Source organism: Candidatus Bandiella numerosa, assembly GCF_029981845.1.
In the GTDB taxonomy this organism is placed as follows: domain Bacteria; phylum Pseudomonadota; class Alphaproteobacteria; order Rickettsiales; family Midichloriaceae; genus Aquirickettsia; species Aquirickettsia numerosa.
Window position 1 is genome coordinate 23,502 of sequence record NZ_CP104164.1, and the last position, 19,915, is coordinate 43,416.

15 protein-coding genes are annotated in these 19,915 nt (G+C 31.1%); 5 read left to right on the forward strand and 10 right to left on the reverse strand.

Translation table 11 applies throughout. From position 1 onward, the window contains the following. Positions 1–29: 29 nt before the first annotated feature. The 10 genes from rpoB to N3Z17_RS00170 all read right to left on the reverse strand — a co-directional run bounded on the left by rpoB (position 30) and on the right by N3Z17_RS00170 (position 9,888). Positions 30–4,136, reverse strand: coding sequence for a DNA-directed RNA polymerase subunit beta (rpoB, locus tag N3Z17_RS00125; protein WP_282472000.1), 4,107 nt, complete (start codon positions 4,134–4,136; stop codon positions 30–32). A 59-nt stretch (positions 4,137–4,195) separates the two neighbouring features. Further along, on the reverse strand, positions 4,196–4,573 hold the full coding sequence (gene rplL / locus N3Z17_RS00130; protein WP_282472001.1) for a 50S ribosomal protein L7/L12: 378 nt from the start codon (positions 4,571–4,573) through the stop codon (positions 4,196–4,198). A gap of 18 nt (positions 4,574–4,591) precedes the next feature. Further along, positions 4,592–5,101, reverse strand: coding sequence for a 50S ribosomal protein L10 (gene rplJ, locus N3Z17_RS00135; protein WP_282472002.1), 510 nt, complete (start codon positions 5,099–5,101; stop codon positions 4,592–4,594). 51 nt (positions 5,102–5,152) lie between these two features. After that, complete coding sequence (gene rplA / locus N3Z17_RS00140; protein WP_282472003.1) at positions 5,153–5,851, reverse strand: 50S ribosomal protein L1; 699 nt, start codon at positions 5,849–5,851, stop codon at positions 5,153–5,155. A 19-nt stretch (positions 5,852–5,870) separates the two neighbouring features. After that, positions 5,871–6,296 carry a 50S ribosomal protein L11 gene (rplK, locus tag N3Z17_RS00145; protein ID WP_282472004.1) on the reverse strand — a complete coding sequence of 142 codons (426 nt, stop codon included), beginning with the start codon at positions 6,294–6,296 and terminating at the stop codon, positions 5,871–5,873. A gap of 24 nt (positions 6,297–6,320) precedes the next feature. Then, positions 6,321–6,854 carry a transcription termination/antitermination protein NusG gene (gene nusG / locus N3Z17_RS00150; RefSeq protein ID WP_282472005.1) on the reverse strand — a complete coding sequence of 178 codons (534 nt, stop codon included), beginning with the start codon at positions 6,852–6,854 and terminating at the stop codon, positions 6,321–6,323. Positions 6,855–6,856: 2 nt separating this feature from the next. Further along, positions 6,857–7,054, reverse strand: a complete 198-nt coding sequence (secE, locus tag N3Z17_RS00155; protein WP_282472006.1) for a preprotein translocase subunit SecE — start codon at positions 7,052–7,054, stop codon at positions 6,857–6,859. A gap of 303 nt (positions 7,055–7,357) precedes the next feature. Next, positions 7,358–8,104, reverse strand: a complete 747-nt coding sequence (locus N3Z17_RS00160) for a hypothetical protein (RefSeq protein ID WP_282472007.1) — start codon at positions 8,102–8,104, stop codon at positions 7,358–7,360. A gap of 56 nt (positions 8,105–8,160) precedes the next feature. Further along, on the reverse strand, positions 8,161–8,688 hold the full coding sequence (nuoE, locus tag N3Z17_RS00165) for an NADH-quinone oxidoreductase subunit NuoE (protein ID WP_282472008.1): 528 nt from the start codon (positions 8,686–8,688) through the stop codon (positions 8,161–8,163). A 6-nt stretch (positions 8,689–8,694) separates the two neighbouring features. Further along, the gene (locus tag N3Z17_RS00170) at positions 8,695–9,888 is read right to left on the reverse strand and encodes an NADH-quinone oxidoreductase subunit D (protein ID WP_282472009.1); all 1,194 of its coding nucleotides are present in this window, start codon (positions 9,886–9,888) and stop codon (positions 8,695–8,697) included. A gap of 169 nt (positions 9,889–10,057) precedes the next feature. On the opposite strand from N3Z17_RS00170, the gene N3Z17_RS00175 reads away from it, so the two are divergent. The 5 genes from N3Z17_RS00175 to N3Z17_RS00195 all read left to right on the forward strand — a co-directional run bounded on the left by N3Z17_RS00175 (position 10,058) and on the right by N3Z17_RS00195 (position 19,909). Then, positions 10,058–12,034 carry an MFS transporter gene (locus N3Z17_RS00175; protein ID WP_282472010.1) on the forward strand — a complete coding sequence of 659 codons (1,977 nt, stop codon included), beginning with the start codon at positions 10,058–10,060 and terminating at the stop codon, positions 12,032–12,034. Between the two features lie 364 nt (positions 12,035–12,398). Further along, the gene (locus N3Z17_RS00180) at positions 12,399–14,678 is read left to right on the forward strand and encodes a VirB4 family type IV secretion/conjugal transfer ATPase (RefSeq protein ID WP_282472011.1); all 2,280 of its coding nucleotides are present in this window, start codon (positions 12,399–12,401) and stop codon (positions 14,676–14,678) included. A gap of 62 nt (positions 14,679–14,740) precedes the next feature. Next, positions 14,741–16,030 carry a citrate synthase gene (locus N3Z17_RS00185; protein WP_410519607.1) on the forward strand — a complete coding sequence of 430 codons (1,290 nt, stop codon included), beginning with the start codon at positions 14,741–14,743 and terminating at the stop codon, positions 16,028–16,030. Positions 16,031–16,070: 40 nt separating this feature from the next. Beyond that, a complete protein-coding gene (locus N3Z17_RS00190; protein WP_282472013.1) occupies positions 16,071–17,135 on the forward strand; it encodes an efflux RND transporter periplasmic adaptor subunit in 1,065 nt (354 codons plus the stop codon). Between the two features lie 8 nt (positions 17,136–17,143). Continuing rightward, positions 17,144–19,909, forward strand: coding sequence for a PD-(D/E)XK nuclease family protein (locus N3Z17_RS00195; protein ID WP_282472014.1), 2,766 nt, complete (start codon positions 17,144–17,146; stop codon positions 19,907–19,909). Positions 19,910–19,915: the final 6 nt, after the last annotated feature.

Sequence of the window (19,915 nt, forward strand, 5' to 3'; positions counted from 1 at the left end):
CCTCTATAAATATTTTAAATTGTTACTAATTATTCTTTTTCTATTATTTCCATATTCAGACCTAATGATCTAATCTCTTTTATCATAACTTTAAACGATTCTGGTAATCCAACTTCGAATGAATTTTCTCCTCTAATAATCGCTTCATAAGCTTTGATTCTACCTGACACATCATCTGATTTGACCGTTAAAATTTCTTGCAATGTGTAAGCAGCTCCATATGCTTGTAGCGCCCAACATTCCATTTCACCAAATCTTTGACCACCAAAATGTGATTTTCCTCCAAGTGGTTGCTGAGTAACCAAGCTATATGGCCCAATTGACCTTGCATGAATTTTATTATCAACCAAGTGATCAAGTTTCATCATGTATATGTAACCTACAGTTACTTTTCTATCAAAATACTCTCCTGTTCTACCATCCCTTAACTTAACTTGCCCAGATTTTTCTAATCCTGCTTTTTCTAAAATATTATTTATTTCACTTTCCTTAGCACCATCAAAAACTGGAGTTGCAAATTTTACGCCTTTTGAAATATCTCGAGCCAAATCTAGCAAATCATCACCTTTTAGTTCATCAATGTAACTTTTAACTTTCTTACTATTTTTTTGCTGAATATCGTAAATTTCTTTTATCTTATTTCTTAGCTCTAGCTCATTTGATGCTTGATAATCCTTCAAACTTTTCTCCAAAATTGATGAAACTTTCTTACCTAAAGCAACAGAGGCCCAGCCTAGATGTGTTTCTAAAATTTGCCCTATGTTCATCCTTGATGGCACACCAAGTGGATTTAATACTATATCTACAGGTTGGCCATCTTCTAAAAATGGCATTTCCTCTATTGGAACTATCTTTGATACAACCCCCTTATTTCCATGCCTACCAGCCATTTTATCACCAGGTTGTATTTTTAATTTATTTGCTACATAAATCTTTATAATTTTCAACACACCTTGCGGTAAATCATCACCACTTTGTAACTTTTCAACTCTATGTTTGTACTTTTTTTCAAGCTTTTTCAAATAGTTGTCGTAAAATTCTTCTAATTTTCTAACTTCATTTTTGGCTTCTTCATCTTCAATTTCTAATGATAATAAATCTTTATTAGCTAGATTATCAAAAAATTCATTATCAATAATCACATTGCTTCCAGCCTTAATTTTAATTTTTTTACCCAACAAAATCCCCTTTACTCTGCTAAATACATAATCTTCAATAATTTTAATTTCATCATCTTTATCTTTGGAAAATTTTTCAATCTCATTTCTTTCAATTGAAATAGCCCTTTCATCTTTTTGCACTCCTCGCTTAGTAAATATTTTAACGTCAACTACCACTCCTTTTTCACCAGGAGGAACTCTCAACGATGAATTTCTTACGTCCGCAGCTTTTTCTCCAAAAATTGCTCTTAATAACTTTTCTTCTGGAGTTAATGGCGATTCAGTCTTTGGTGTAACCTTACCAACTAGTATATCACCAGGATTTACTTCCGCTCCAATATTTACTATTCCAGTTTCATCAAGCTGATTTAGATTTTCTTCATTTAAATTAGGTATATCTCTAGTAATTTCCTCAGGTCCTAATCTTGTATCCCTCGCTACTACTTCATATTCGTTGATATGAACCGATGTATAAACATCCTCTTTTATTAGACGTTCAGATAATAAAATAGAATCCTCAAAATTGTAGCCGTTCCATGGCATAAACGCTACTAATATATTCTTCCCCAAAGCCAACTCTCCCATATCAGTGGAAGCTCCATCCGCAAGAATATCTCCAGCCTTAACAAATTCACCAACCTTTACAATTGGTCTTTGATTTATACATGTACCCTGGTTTGACTTATAATGCTTAATTAAAGTATATATATCCACCCCTGATATATCACTTTCTTGAGTATCTTTTACTTTTATAACAATCCTTTTGGAATCTACTTGATCTATAATTCCACTTCTTTTAGCTAAAATTACTGTTCCAGAATCACAAGCTACCACTTTTTCCATTCCCGTTCCAATAAAAGGCGCTTCATTTTTAATCAATGGAACCGCTTGCCTTTGCATGTTTGACCCCATCAAAGCCCTATTTGCATCATCGTTTTCTAAAAATGGAATTAACGACGCAGCAACTGAAACTAATTGTTGTGGCGAAACATCTATTAAATCAACTTCCCCCCTAGAAACACTTACTACCTCACCTTTTTTATGACATACAACTACCTCATCCACTATCCTTCCTTCTTCATCCAATGCTATACTGGATTTTGCAATATAGTATCTTTCTTCTTCAATTGCAGTCAGTTGAATAATTTCTTCAGTAACATACCCATCTTTAACTTTGCGATAAGGACTTTCTATAAATCCATATTTATCAATATCGGCATAGGTCGCCAGTGAACTAATCAAACCTATGTTTTGACCCTCAGGAGTTTCAATAGGACATATTCTACTATAATGAGTTGCGTGCACGTCTCGCACTTCAAACCCCGCCCTTTCTCTAGTCAAGCCTCCAGGCCCAAGAGCTGATAATCTTCTTTTATGTGTAATTTCAGCTAATGGATTTGTTTGATCCATAAATTGTGAAAGTTGCGAAATACCAAAAAATTCTCTGATATAACTCATTAGCGTTTTTGAATTTACCAAATCATGAGGCATAATATTATCTATTTCTACAGATGACATTCTGTCAAGAATAGATTTTTGCATTTTTACAAGCCCCATGCGAAATTGATTCTCTACCAACTCACCCACAGATCTAACTCTCCTATTTGCGAGACTATCAATATCATCTACGCCACCATTACCGCATTTTAACTGCAACAAATGCTTAACAACAACAACTATATCATCTTTGGTAAGAGCAGTATTGTCACTATGAATGTTTAAATCATGTTTTTTATTAATTTTCATTCTCCCAACCGGCGAAAGATCATATTTTTCATTATCGAAAAACATATTTTCAAAAAGTTGTTTAGCAACCTCAGGTGTAGATGGTTCACCTGGTCTTAGCACCTTATATATATCTGCCAATGCCTGATCTTCATCTTTATTTTTATCCAACACCATCGTGTCTCTCATAAAACTACCTGAGTCAACATTATTGATATCAAGAGTATATATTTCATTAATCCCTAAAGCCTTAACATCATCAACAACCTCTTGCGTCACCTCTTGAGTAGATTCATGTAATACCTCTCCTGTTTTAGGATTAACTATATCTTTGGCTAAAAATTTTCTTTTTATTTCATCTTCACTTGCAATGTAATTTCTTTTTACTTTATTCTCTTCAAAAGTTTTCAATAATCTTGGAGTTACTCTAATACCTTTTTCAAAAATAATATCCCCTGTATTAGCATCTACTATATTTTCCTCTATCTTCATCCCTCTAAATTTTCCAGGATCTAACTCGGTGACAAGACAGCCCTTTTTCCACTCATACTTTACAAATTTATAAAATTCTTCAAGAAGCTTATCCTTACTATATCCTATCGCCCTAAGCAATGTTGAAACATGAATTTTTCTTTTTCTATCTATTCTAAAGTATAGTATATCTTTAGTATCAAATTCAAAATCAATCCAAGAACCTCTATACGGTATAATCCTAGCAGAATAAATATATTTCCCAGAACTGGAATTTTTCCCTTCGTCATGAGTGTAAAAAACGCCGGGAGAACGATGCAATTGCGAAACTATAACTCTTTGAGCTCCGTTAATAATGAATGTGCCTTTATCAGTCATTAATGGGATATCACCCATATACACTTCCTGCTCTTTTATTCCCTTTATCTCTTTTGTTTTCAACTCTGAGTCACAATCCCATAATATTAAACGCAGACTTACTCTGAGAGGAGATGCATAATTAACACCTCTTTGTATACATTCTTCCGGAGTGTATTTAGGCTCACCCAAATCGTAATTTATGTATTCAAGCTTTGCCTTACCTTCTACATCACCCACCTGAAAGACTGATTGCAAAACTTCTTCTAAGCCTTGCTTTTGGCGATCATTTCGAGATACATCTAATTGTAAAAATTCTTCGTAAGATTTTTTTTGTACTTTTATTAAATTTGGTATACTAACATTGCTTGAAATTTTTCCAAAACTATACCTTATACGCTTCTTAGAAAGATATGAAGACACTCTTTTACCTACGATAATTCATTAAGAAAATTAGTAATAATAAATAGCTAAATCAGCAATTACTTTAAGCTTATTTTTGCTCCAGCAGCTTCTAATTTACCCTTTAATTCTTCAGCTTCACTTTTTGGAACAGCCAATTTAATTGGTTTTGGCGCAGATTCAACAAACTCTTTCGCTTCTTTCAATCCAAGCCCAGTGATCGCTTTAACTTCTTTAATAACGTTGATTTTTTTATCTCCGGCAGATTCCAAAATAATATCATATTCCGATTTTTCTTCCGCTGCTTTAGGCGCAGACTCTCCTTGCGCAGCCACAGCAGCCATTACGGGCGCAGACGCACTAACACCCCAAGCCTCTTCTAGCATCTTAGCCAGATCAGCCGCCTCCATCACCGTTAATTTTGATAATTGATCAACTATTTTATCAAGTTCAGCCATTTTAGTCTCCTATAAATTTTATTGTTTTTCAGCATAAGATTTTATAACTCTAGCTAATTTTGCATTTGGCTCACTCAGAACTCGCGCAACTTTACTTGCAACAGCATTAACTAAACCTATAATCTTCGCTCTAATTTCATTTTGAGTAAGCATTTTAGATAAAGACACAACTTCATTTTTATTAAGTCGTCTATCTAAAATCGCACCACCTATAATTTCAATTTTATCATTGTCATTGCATAACTTTACTAATAACTTAGAAGTAGATACTGGATCATCTGAATAAGCAACAACAACTGGCCCATTAAAAAACTCCTGGGCATTAGAAAATTTCGTATCATTTAGAGCTATCTTTGCTAGACTATTCTTGGTAACTATAAACTTTGAATCAATCTTCTTGAACTGCGATCTTATAGATCTCGAATCTAACACAGATAATCCTGAATTTTTTACTAAAAATATCGCTTCATAATCATTAAACAATTTTGAATAACTTGCGACCAATTTTTCTTTACTAATTCTATCCACTTTTTGATACTTTAATTATGTTACTCTACTATTACAACATGGCTGATAAGCCTAAATCACAAATGACTTTAAGTCAAGCTTTATTGATGGGCCATGAGTTGTAGATAAAAATAAATCTCTCATATACATTCCTTTCGACTTCGCTGGTTTCGCTGACAAAACAGCATTATACAACTCCATAATATTTTCTTTTATTTTCTTCTGTTCAAATCCTAATTTTGCTATACCAGCATGAATAATTCCACTTTTATCTACTCTGAATTCTACTTGACCTTTCTTAATATTCTGCACTGTGGATTTAATATCGTCTGAAACCGTCCCAAGCTTAGGATTAGGCATAAGCCCTTTTGGCCCAAGCAATTTACCGATCGCACTTACTTTTGGCATCATACCAGGAGTAGATACGCATACATCAAAATCAAAAAAACCACCTTTAATTTTTTCGATTAAATCTTCACTACCAACCTCTTCAGCTCCAGAACTTTGCGCCTCCTTAATTCTAGATGACTCAATTATAACCACGACTTTTTTCTCCTTACCAAGCCCATGAGGCATAGCCACAGCACCTCTAACCATTTGATCAGATTGCTTAGCATCGATTCCTAACTTCATAATGAACTCAATAGTTTCATCAAATTTCGCACTATGCTTTTCTAAATAATCTTTTAAAAAGAAAGATATAGCTTCATCCAAAGTGTAATTTTTACTTTCATCTATTAACTTCTTTGCATTTTCAATTCTTTTACCCATGTGCTTTACCTATAAATATTTAATCAACTATACTAACTCCCATTGAACGAGCAGTACCTTCAACCGCCTTTGTTGCCAAACCTAATTCATCCAGCCCCATATCAGCAAATTTCATTTCAGCAATCTTTAACACGTCTTCCTTTTTAAGCTTACCGGCACTCTCTCTCCCTGGAGTTGACGAACCTTTTTGCAATCCAGCGTACTTTTTTATTAAATCTGAAACAGGAGGAGCCTTTATTATAAAAGAAAAACTTCTATCTACATACGCAGTTATAATAACTGGCAACTTCATACTTGGATCTTCATTTTTGGTCTTTTCGTTAAACTGCTTACAAAATTCAGCAATATTCAAACCTTTTTGCCCCAGCGCTGGTCCAATTGGTGGCGCAGGATTTGCCTTACCAGCTAAAATTTGCAATTTTATTTGTCCAATAACTTTTTTCACTCTTATTACCTTATTTATATATATTTATATACTTTTCTCAACCTGATCAAAATGTAAATCCACAGGGGTCTCTCTACCAAAAATGGAAACTAAAACTTTTAAACGTTGCTTTTCGTCCTCCACTTCCTCAATAATACCATTAAATGTCTCAAAAACACCATTAACAATCTTAACATTTTCACCAACCTCAAAACTCTTCTTCATTTCTTTGATAACTTTACCCTCTTCAACTTGCATCAAAACCCTTTTAACTTCAAACTCAGGTATAGCTAACGGCGTATTACTCCCACCCAAAAGCTTTCCAACATACTGCGTATTTTTTACTATATTCCAAGTAAGGTCATTCAATTCCATATTGACCATTATATACCCAGGAAAAATCTTTTTTTCCGCATTGATCTTTTTTCCTTTTTTTATTTCAACTGTATTCTCTACAGGAACGACAAAATCTTTAAAAGCATCAGCTACATGCTTTTTTAACGCATTTTCTTTGATTAAACCAATAACCTTTTTTTCGTATCCAGATAGGACATTAATTATATACCATTTGGCAATCAAAACTATCCTCCTAATGTTAATACATAATTAATAGACTTGTATATTGCTCCATCAATCATCAAAAAAAACAGTGATGAGATTATAACCGCAATAAAAACCAGCAATGAAGACATCATTGTATCTTTCATTACAGGCCATGAAATCCTGTATGCCTCAGACCTAACCTCTGTAATAAAATTTAGTAATTTACTTATTTTCACTTAATGCAGTCTAATTTAAAACTATGGTAACAAATCATATTCAAGTTACTTCCAAAGTCAAGCTTTTAATCCAAGAATTGTATGGCAACCACTAAAAATAACCGATAGACAAATTTAGATGTTTTTAAAAAAATACTCGTAATGCTGAAAAAAGTATAATGATATATTCAAAGCGATATTTAATTTAGCAATCAAGTTCAAAGCTCAATAGTAAATAACGGTTCATCATTCATTCCTCTTTACATAAAAAAGAACGTCACATAAAGCCTGAACAAGCAATGATTTAAACTTACAATAGTTTAATTATAAATCAACATGCCCTACTTGATGGGCATTGTATTCATCAAGTATGTCTATGAGTTTATCAGACAACTCTGTTTTTCCAAGTTTAATGGAATGCATTATAGGATTATCACCATCCTTACCCAATTCTACAGGATTAAGTTTGACAAAGCTTAAAATTTGTTCATCTTTTATACCATCTTTTTCAATCAAATCCTTGATTATATCAGCAGATATAGTCTTTATATTAATTTTTCCAAACTTTAATGCAAGATTAATATCGTCTCTTTTGATCAAAAAATTCACAACATTTTTAGAATAATAACCACATTTTTCTAACAATGACTTTGGATTCAATTTTGCAAGCTCTAGCGCTTTATCAATATATGTTTTATCAATTAAAGTACATATAGGGGTATGATAATTGTGAAATCCACATGTATTTGCAAGAACTTTTGGATTTAATTTTGCAAACTCAACAACCAGATCTATTGCATTTTTATCTATAAGATAATCAAGCGCAGAACAACCTGAATAAGATCCACAGCTTACAAGGACAGAGCTAGGATTTAATTTTGCAAGTTCTAGAGCTATATCACTTCTTCCATCAATGATTAACATACAAACTGGAGTAAAGTCTCCGTATTCATCTTTGTATTTAGCCATTTCCTTAATTAAATAAGAATGCTCCTTAGCATAAGATAAAATATTATCTCTATCGCCCTTCTGGATTAAATTTAAAAGCTTGTAAAATTTTGTATCTACCATATCTTCTTACCTAAATTCATTAGGCGAATTGTAGCAAACCCAAAATTAAAATTCAATTATTTCTTTCCCAACTTATCTATTAATTTTTCCATTGACTCAGGAGTGAGGTTTTCATGATAATCATTATTGATTTGAACCAGTGGTGCTGCGACGCATGCTCCTAAGCATTCGACCTCAACCAAGGTAAATTGATTATCTTCTGTTGTTTCTCCTAATTCGATGTTCAGTTTTTTCTTACAAACCTTTGTGATATCTTTGGCACCTCTAAGCATACAAGGCGTTGTTCTACAAACTTGTATGAGGTACTTTCCAACAGGTTGTTTGTTAAACATTGTATAAAAATTTGCAACCTCATAAACTTGAATGGCAGGCATATCAAGTAATTCAGCAATATAGTCCATCGCTGCAAAAGGTATCCAATTATCATGTTGCTCTTGAGCTAAATACAACAATGGCATAACCGCACTCCTTTGTTTTCCTTCAGGATATTTTTTTATATATTCATTGGCTTTCTTGAGATTACTAACAGAAAACTTGAAGGATTTTGGTTGTTCAAAATTGCGCTCTTTAAATATCGAAGACATAATGCATTACCTATCTATTTCTCCAAAAACAACATCAAGACTACCAATGTTTGCAACAACATCAGCAAGCATATGACCTTTACTCATGACTTCAAGAGCCTGCAAATGAGCGAAGCTTGGCGCTCTAATATGACACCTATACGGTTTATTGCTTCCATCAGCTATTAAATACACTCCAAATTCACCCTTGGGAGTTTCCACAGCAGTATAAGTTTCTCCGGGTCCAACGTCATAGCCCTCTGTGAACAATTTAAAATGATGAATCAACGCCTCCATTGATTGCTTCATATCCTTTCTTGATGGCGGTGTTATTTTTTTATCACCAGAGTGTACGTCACCTTTTGGCATCTTTTCAAGGCACTGTCTAACTATCTTGATAGATTCTTTCATTTCCGCCATTCTCACAAGATATCTATCATAACAATCACCATTTTTACCAATAGGTATTTTGAAATCAAGCTCCTCATATATTTCATAAGGTTGAGATTTTCTTAAATCCCAAGGTATACCACATGCGCGTATCATTGGGCCAGAAAATCCCCAATCTAAACATTGTGCTTTCGTTACCTTTCCAATATCAACAAGGCGTTGTTTAAAAATTCTATTTTCATCTAACAACGTTTCCATATCAGATATTTTGCTTGGAAATTTTTCAAAAAAATTAAATATATCCTCTAGTAATTTTTCATCTACATCTTTTGCAACTCCACCAGGTCGAATGTATGCGGAATGAAACCTTGCCCCTGACGCTCTTTCATAGAATTCCAGCATCACCTCCCTCTCTTCAAACATCCAGAATAATGGAGTCATTGCACCAACATCAAGAGCATAGGTAGTTACGTTTAATATATGATTTAAAATTCTTGTAATTTCACTAAAAAGAACTCTTAAATATTGAGCACGCAAAGGAACCTTAAATTTTAACAACTTTTCAACTGCAAGGGCAAAGCAGTGTTCCTGACACATTGGAGAAACATAATCAAGTCTATCGAAATACGGAACTGCTTGAAGATATGTTTTGTATTCAATAAGCTTCTCTGTACCTCTATGCAACAAACCAATATGCGGGTCTGCACGTTCAACAACCTCCCCATCCATTTCTAAAATCAACCTTAAAACACCGTGAGAAGCAGGATGCTGAGGTCCAAAATTTATCGAAATATTTTTTATATTTTTCTTTGCACTTGAATCCACAATCATTAGTATACAGTATGTTTTCAACTTATTAATCTAGGCTACATTAGCACATAGAATTTTTGAAATAAACTAATAAAAAGCTTGAATTAAGAAAAAATAATTAATAGCCTCAGTACTGTAAAATTGTTATTGGCGGTACGTACAGTAAAATTATTATTAAGAGGTACAATTCATGGCAACAAAACTCACTGGAAAACAAAAAGAGGCTGTTTTCTTACTTTCAATAGGTACGCTATTAGAATACTTTGATTTAATGCTATACATACATTTATCAACAATTCTAAACGACTTATTCTTTCCAAAAACCGACCCAATGATTACAAAGATACTGGGGGCAACGGCCTTTTGTATGACATTTGTGCTTAGACCAGTAGGAGGCTATATTATAGGCAGAATTGGAGATACAATTGGAAGGAAACATACAGTACTAATCACAACATTTTTGATGGCAGGATCTTGTTTGACTATGGCAATGTTTCCAACATACGCAGAGGTTGGAATTTGGGCAACAATCGCGATTCTTTTATGCAGGATGGTGCAAGGATTTTCATCCTTAGGAGAGGCAATGGGGGCAGGAGTATATTTAGCAGAAACTTTAAAATCACCATATAAATACATTGCAAATGGATTAATAGACATACAAGCAAGAATGGGAGGTTTCTTAGCTTTAGGAATAGCATCACTTGTGCTTAATTACAACTTCAGTTGGAGATATGCTTTTTTTATAGGAGCTGGGATTGCAGTAATAGGTTTAGTGGCAAGAAGAAGACTAAGAGAAACACCAGAGTTTGTAAGTTATCAAACTAGGATGAAGTTACAAAAGCAATTAGATAATATAATAGATGAAAAAGTAGAGATGCGGTCTTGTTTAGCCATGGCTCTTTCAATAATAGTATTTCCCTTTGGATATTATATAGCATACATGTACCTAGGAGATTTTATGAAGGATAGTCTAGGAATGACAGCTGAACAGGTAATAAATCATAACTTTAAATTTTCTATTATAGATATATCTGTCTTAGGTTTTTTTGTTTATTTATACAGGTATATTCATCCAATTAATATCGCCCTATTATCAAGTTTTATTTTATTATTCACTTTACTATTAACTCCATATTGCTTAGAACACATTCATGCTCTAGGAGGTGAAAATGTTATATTTATTTTACAGGCTGGCATAGAGCAAATAGGAACTATAAATTTGTTGATGTGGATGAAACATTTTCCTATATCCAAAAGATTCACGGCAGTAGCAGCTACTTTCGGAATATCGAGTGCAATTGGGTATGCAATTGTAGCATATGGGCTAATTCCACTTACTACATGGTTTGGCTATTACGGAATTTGGGTACTATTCGCACCAGCAATTATTGGCTTTATATGGGCATTGAGTTATTTAATGAAGCTAGAGAAAGTAAGCGGTGCTTACGATAGCTATCCAGATGAACCGAGAATTAATGACACTGCATTAGAGGAAGGTGATTTTAAATATGAGCTTGATGATGAATATGAACAATTTAGCAGTAAATGCGAATATAGCATAGATCTACTGAATAAACTGGAGACATTAAGTAAGGAGCAAGATGTTAGGTTGAACATAAAAGTGATAGAAAAGGCAATCACCTTTACTAAAAAGTGGCATTCTGGACAGATACGAAAAACAGGGGAGCATCCATTTTATTGGCATCCTCTTAGAGTGGCTGAAATGGTGGCAACATATTATTGCAAAACAGATGTGATAGTAGCATCATTACTCCATGATACAATTGAAGATTCAGAATGCACAATGGAGATTATAGAAAAAGAGTTTAACCAGAGGATAGCAGAAATAGTAGATAGATTAACCAATAATAGGTTTGAAGATGGAGTGTGGATTAAGTTAACACTTGAGCAAACCTTAGAAAAACTAAATAAGCTAGGAGATAAGGAGGCGATGTTCATCAAGCTAATGGATAGACAACACAATCTTGAAACGATAAAAGGATTAAGTCCAGAGAAACAAAAGAAGATGGCACAAGAGACAAATAATCACTTTATAAAATGGATTGCAATTATAGGAGATAAATTAGGAGTCATAGAAAAGATGGATCTTGAAAATAAGATGTATGAACTAGATAAGAAGATTTTAAAAGATAATAAAGAAAACTAAAATATAACGATACTATCTAACCTTGTTATACCAATTTCCTAAAATAACTTGATAGATAAATTAGTATTTTTAATAGGTTTTATAACATTTGAGTTTAATGTACCTTGGATACATGGCGAAGATGATGTAAAAAAATCACCAAAAAGACTCAATTTAGATGTTAAATTATTTAAGGTGGTAGGGTATTACGCTAAAAATTTTTGATCAACCAATCAATTGCTTATTTTAGTCAATGCAAAAAGACATATCTATCAATATTGTTGCCTATTTTATAGATTTAATTATTCTGTAAATTGTATAGATGATTGAAATAAACCTCTATATGTGAAATAAATATATCTAACTGTAATTCAATGCCTAAAAAGTGGAAATAAAAAACAACGAAAATATAAGAATATTTAATGGAAAGATAGCAGATTTTATTCCAGTTGTATGTCATTATAACGATACAACCCTTTTAACTAAAAATGCAGATTTGGTGCAGACTATAGAAATTCAAGGGTTTATAGATAAAGATTCTATCGACCAAGAAAAAGTTTTAAGAACTGAGGTTAGATCTGCAATTGCGAATTACGCAAATGATCCAGATATGGCCATACATTTGCATGTAGTTAGGGATTATAAAAATATTATGCCTAAACCATATCAAGGTTCTGACACAATAGTTAATCTTGTTGAGAATGAGTGGTGCAAGCAAAATAATTGGGATCGACAACTTGTTAATACATTGTATATAACTTTGGTGAAAAAAGGCCCTAGATTAAAACTTTTCAATATTGCAGATTTTTTTACTTCCATAATTTCCTATACTTTAAAGTATAAATATAAATCACATCTAGAAAAATCTATTAATGCTTTAAATGACGTTACAAAAAATATAAGCGATCAATTAAAAGTATTTTCGTCAAAAATTCTTACTATAATAAAAGAGGATAATGATTTTTACTCAGAACCATTGTCTTTTTATTATTATTTAACGCATTTTAAGCATAAAAAGATTAAAGTAGAACAGTATGACTTTTCAGAATTATTAGCAGATTTTAATATCAGCACAGATTTTAATGTACTACGTAATAGGAGCGATAATAAAACAAAATATGTAGCTGTTTATTCACTTGAATTGAAAAGTTCAGTGAGCACAGAATTTTTAGAACCTATTACACAGTGCCATTCACAATTTATTATTTCTGAATTAATTACTTTAGTATCAAACAAAAAAGCTTTAAGAGATACTGAAAATTATAAAAAAGCTTTAAAAAGTGTCAAAAATTTGGAAATATCTGGTGACTTGTATATTGATGAAGTAATCAATTCAGATAAGGGGAAAGTAAATGATTTTTGTTCATCTCAAATCAATATTATATTTCATTATGACAATTCGAATTTATTACAAGAAAACATTGAAGCAGTATCCGAACAATTTAATATCCTTGGGATAAAGGTAGTGAGAGAAGATTTTGATTTGCAATCAATCTTTTACCTAAATCTACCAGGCAATACTTTTTATGGTAATAGATCATTTTATTTACCAACCTCTTTTGTTGCCACTTTTAGCAACATTCATTCAAAAAGCATGGGTAATTACAATGGCAGTATTTGGGGAGAACCAGTTACAATATTAAGAACTCTTAAGGGTGGATATTATAATTTTAATTACCATTATAAAAACAATGGTAACACAATTATTGTAGGACCTAAAGGAACAGGTAAAACAACTTTAACTCACTTCCTGCTTGCTCAATCATTAAAATTTGACATAAAGATAATATATATAGATTTAGAAGGTAGGAGTGATAAATTCTTAAAATCAATCAATGGTAATAAAATTAAATTGGAAAAAGATAAAGAATCTCCAATACAAATTGATTTATTAAATATTGATAACTACGATGGAAACGTTAATTGGTTTGCCGATTTATTACTAAAAATTTGCGCTTATGATGATACATATAGATCAAATAACAAAAATTACATAGAAAAATTCAACATACTAGCAAAAGAGCTTATTAACACTAAAAACTATGATGAAAAAATCAAGTTGCTAGATAATTTTATAGAGTCATCCAACGATATAACGCTCAAGACTAATTATAAAAAATTTTTTCAATCTGATTTTTTTGCTAAATTTTTTAAGCATGATAAGACAACAATTTTCAATAATGAGAAATACTTAGGAATAGATTTTGCTGAAATTGCTGATTACCCTGAATTATTTAACCCTTTTTTAAGCCTATTATTAGCAATATTACCTAAATTTTTAACCGGTGAAAAAACTATCATAGTCGTTAACCATTCACATAGTATATTTGAAGCATCTGCATTTCAAAATCAAATTTTAAATTGGTTACAAAAATTAACTAATACTAACGCAATGATACTTTTAACACAGGAGAATATAGCAGATAAAAGCATTCACCAAAATTTAGCTGATATTATGCCATATTTTGCTTCTCAACTATACCTTTCTAATAGAATGCTAGACAAAGATTTTAGGCATATATTTAGCTTATCTAATCAAGAATTTAATTATATAAAGAGTTATGATCAGAGTAAACGCAGATTTCTTATAAAACATGGTGATGATTCGGTATTCGCAAAGATGGATTTGTCCGACCTTAAAAAAGTATTGGATTATCTTGGCTAAAATCCTAAAATAGGTGTTGAAAAAGTAATATTAGAGGTATAGCATCAATTCATACTTTTATGATAACGTCATTTAAAATGAACAAGCAAAACAAAGCCCTTTTGAAATTGCCAAATATTGAGCAAGAGATAGAGTTACCAATTATAGATGGAACAAAGGGACCTTCAGCAATAGATGTTAGAAATTTATACAAAAATACAGGATATTTTACTTATGACCCAGGTTTTATGTCAACTGCTTCTTGTGATTCATCAATAACCTATATTGATGGGGAAAATGGAGTGTTGCAACATAGAGGATATAACATTACTGAATTAGCAGAAAAAAACGACTTTATGGATGTTTGTTACCTACTTCTATATGGCGAATTACCAAGTCAAATAGAAAAAAGTACCTTTATCAATTCTATAAAACACCATACCATGGTGCATGAACAATTGCACTTTTTCTTTAGGGGATTTCCAAGGCATTCTCACCCAATGGCTATAATGGTTGGTACAGTCAGTTCATTGTCTGCATTTTACCATGAGAGTCTAGATATCAGAGATGAAAAACAAAGAGATGAAACTATTCATAAAATTATTGCAAAAATCCCAACACTTGCAGCTATGGCATATAAATATTCTGTAGGATTACCATTTATTTATCCAGATAATAAATTAGATTTCAGTTCAAATTTACTAAAAATGATGTTTGGAGTACCTACTGAAGAATATAAAGTAAATAGTGTTGTTGCCAGAGCATTAGATAAACTTTTAATCTTACACGCGGATCACGAGCAAAATGCATCTACTTCAACAGTTAGGTTAGCTGGATCCTCAGGAGCTAATCCATTTGCTGTAGTAAGTGCGGGAATAGCATCACTATGGGGACCTGCTCATGGAGGTGCCAATGAAGAAGTAATTAAAATGCTAGAAGAAATTGGTGAACCCGAAAATATTCCAAAATATATTGACAAGGCAAAGGATAAAAATGATTCTTTTAGACTTATGGGTTTTGGGCACAGGGTTTATAAAAATTATGACCCAAGAGCAAGCGTTTTAAAAAGGTATTGCCATGAAATGTTATCTGATTTAAACATAAAAGGTGATAAATTGCTTGATATAGCTACTGAGCTTGAAAGTATTGCACTAAAAGATGATTATTTTAAAGAAAAAAAATTATTCCCAAATGTAGATTTTTATTCCGGAATTATTTATAGAGCACTAGGTATTCCAAAGCAGATGTTTACTGTATTTTTTGCATTAGCGAGAACAGCAGGATGGGTTTCTCAATGGAAGGAAATGATAGAAGATCCTAATATGAAAATTGGAAGACCAAGGCAGGTTTACACTGGTGTAAAAGGAAGGTAATGTGATTGTTTATTTGAAACAATTAATGGATTAGTGTATTATGCTCAGTGTGCTAGGTAGTAAATTCAAAAAATTTTCCACAAGCCCTAAGGCAATCATACTATTTTTTATAGTGATAGTCGTATGGATGTTAAGTGGATTATTTTCTGAAAAAAAATCTGAAGTGAACAGTGTTGAGAATCATAAAAATTTAAACTACAAAATTGTCAATTCAAAAGCCGTAGATATACCTAAAATTTTGAACTTTGCAGGTACTATTGAAGCAAAAAATCAGATAGATTTGATTAATGAAGTAGATGGTAAAGTAATAGATATTTTGGCAAGCGAAGGACAGAAGTTAGCAAAAAACGATCCTATCATTGATTTAGAAAAAAAAGATTACCTTGATAAGCTAAATTCAGCAAAAGAAAACCTGGTTAGTAAAGAAGTACTTTATGAATCTGCATTAAAACTTTCAAAAAAAGGATTAGGTTCCGAATCTAATATTGCTGATGCAAAAGCTCAGTTTTATCAAGCAAAAGGTCAATTAAAGCAAGCTCAATTAAATCTTGATAACACGACTATTAGAGCTCCTTACGACGGAATTATTAATGAAATCGACGTTAAAAAAAGTAATTACCTTACCATTAATTCTAAAGTTGGTAAATTCACATCTAATCAGATAATAAAAATAAAATTTGAAATACCTTATCAACAATTTGACCAAATTAAAAATAGCATTGGAGCTTATATCTTGATTAATGGGCAAAAAATCTCTATTCCTAGGGTATCTTCATTAAGTGAAATAGCGAATGAGTTAACAAAAACATATACTGCCGAAATTATTACTGAAAATTTTGATAACGCGCTAAAAAGTGGCCAGTTAGTTAAAGTTTTTGTTGACGTGGGTAATTTTAAAGCACACAAAATCTCTCAATCCACTCTTAGCATTGATAAAGATGGCTTTATTGGAGTTAAAGTAGTAAATAACAATAGTATTGTTGAATTTGTTCCAGTAGAAATTATAGATGAAGACAAGGATGGATTTTGGGTAATTAACCTACCTAACTTTTCTAAAATTATTACATTAGGACATGTTTATTTAAAATCAGGTGAAAAATTATAAACTACAAAATGGGGAAAATATTTAATGTTCCTTTTAGTGATAATTTTTTAGAACAATTTGTAAAAAAGATTTTAGATGTATCCAATAATTTTGAAAATCCACAAAATAATCTCATACTTCTTCCTCATAAAAGAATACAAAATGCATTTTTTAAAAAACTTCTATTTTTTAATACCAGAATAGTTCTTCCTAAGGTTTTGACTTTTACTACTATAGATGAAAACATACTAGAATTTGATAGGTTTTGTAATAGTATTCATGTTGCTAAATTTGAATTAATTAAAAAGCAAATTCTTAAAAATGATCAAACGTACATATTAATATCACTGATTTTAGAATCGATTAAAAATCAAAATACTAATAATGAGTTTGATACAAAATTTTTAAATTCGATAGATTTGCATAAACTTTCTAAAAGTTTTGATGAGTATTACTATTATCAATATTACAAAAAAGAAATCATCCCAAATACAAAAATTGAAAAATTATTTTTACTAATTATTGCAGAATTAGAGTCCTATTTGCAATCTACAAATACAATTTTTAAAGCACATTCCTTAAACTACACTACTGAGGAAATTATCAAAAATTGGAATCATAATGGCAATAGTTGTATTTTTATTATTTTGCCTCAAACAGAAGTAAGTTACATAAAACACTTCATTGATAATTTAGTTAGGTATAAAAATTCCTATATATTTATCAGGGGCTTTGACAAAGATGCTAGTACAAAAAATTTGCATCAAATGCATATACATGACTTTTTAGATAGAACTAACCTAGCAATTGATTCAGTTCAGGATGTTTCTAAATTAAATCAACCAGGCCATTATATGCCATCCATAATACTCAATAATATTACTGAAAATTTTTATCAAACCACTCTAAAAAATCTTAATATTATTCGTGGAAAAAATCTAAACGAAGAAGCCAAAATGGTTGCCCTTGTTATCCGAGAAAAATTAGAGACAGGCAAAAATAATATCATTGTACAAACAAAATCCTATGAGCTTGCAAAAAAAATTGAGAGCTCCTTGAAATTATGGAATATAAACGTTGATAATTTAGTGAATAATATACCTGAAAAATCCACTTGTTTACACTTTTTTCTACTAATTTCTTTATACTTAAACACAGAAAAAAATGATTACTTATTATTGCTTGATATCCTAAAATCTAGCCATTGTCGGGTAGATAATCAATTAATTAACACATTCGAATTAAAATTTTTAAGAAAATTATTATACAGAGACAAAGTTTCTGATTATTTAATTGGGCTAAATGATTTAGATAAAGATAAATTTAGTGTCTTGATAGAAATTGAAAATAAATTTCTATCAAAAAAAAGATTGTTGAAAAATCCTAATTTAACCCTGCTAGACTATTTTAAAATTCACCTCAAGCTATTTGATTTTCTTAAAAATGATTCTGATAACATTGAATTTCAAGAATTGCTTATATTGATTGAGCAAAAATTGGAAATTTTTAAAAATTACCACAATCTTAATTTTACCAAATATATCAAAATTACTGATAAACTTTTAACATCAAATCAAAAATCTAATAATTCGCAAAATCCTATATCTGTAACAATATTGCAAACCTTTGAAACAAGAAATATTCAATATGAAACAGTTTTTTTTGCAGGACTGAACGAGGGTGTTTTTCCGGATGCAAATTTTGATAAAAATTATTTTAGTAAAGGATTTAGGCAAATGAATAACCTAAAACCTATTGATTCAGAGATGCAATTTATGGAATATGATTTTATAAGCTCGTTCTATAATAATGATTTAATACTAAGTTGCTCGGAATCTACTAATGCAAAAAATCAAATTTGTAGATGGTTAGAAAAATTATTAGCATTTAAAAGTATAAACGCGCAATCAGCTATTTTTACTGAAAAATATAAAAAAATACTACAAAATATTTATAAGCAACCCTTTGAAAAAAACTCTGATATAGCATACGCAAAAGTTGGTGTTGATCAAAGACCTAAAAAAATTTCAGTTACTGGTATAGAAAAATTAATATCTAATCCTTATGTATACTATGCAAGATATATATTGAAAGTAAATCCTCTAGAAAAAATTGCGAGAGAAGCTGAGAAAAAAGAATTTGGAATATTGCTTCACGATTTAATACCAAAAGCACTGTCAGTGCAACATGCTAATTCAGAAGAATTTAGTAATTGGTTTTTCACAAAATTTAATGAATATATCGAATGTAGATATATTCCATATAAAATATCAAAGTTTTGGTTTTTACGTTTGGGAAATATCACCGATTCCATATATAAAAATTTTTACCATCAAAATGAAAATTATAAATCTTTTAGTGAAATAGTTGGCACCTTTAACTTAAAACTTCAATCTCACAATATCGAGCTTTTTTGTATAGCAGATAGAATAGAAATTTCACAACAAGACAATATTGCTGAAATTATTGATTTTAAATCTGGTCATGTTCCAAATGAAAGTGAAGTATCTGCAGGATTATATCCGCAACTACCTATTGAAAAATATATATTTCAAAAAAAAGGCTTTAAATTAGATATTAATAATATTTCTGTAGTGAATTTACATTATTTTGATATTAGCGGGAAATCAAAAGATGTCAAAAAAAAGTCAATACATGGTGATTCAACTGAAATTGAAAGAGAGTTAAAATTATTATTAGAAAAATTTTTATGCAACGAAACAGATTTTTTTATTACAAGAGATATAATCACTAATAAAAGAAACAAAAACTACTCCCACATCTTGAGAATATGATTCGTA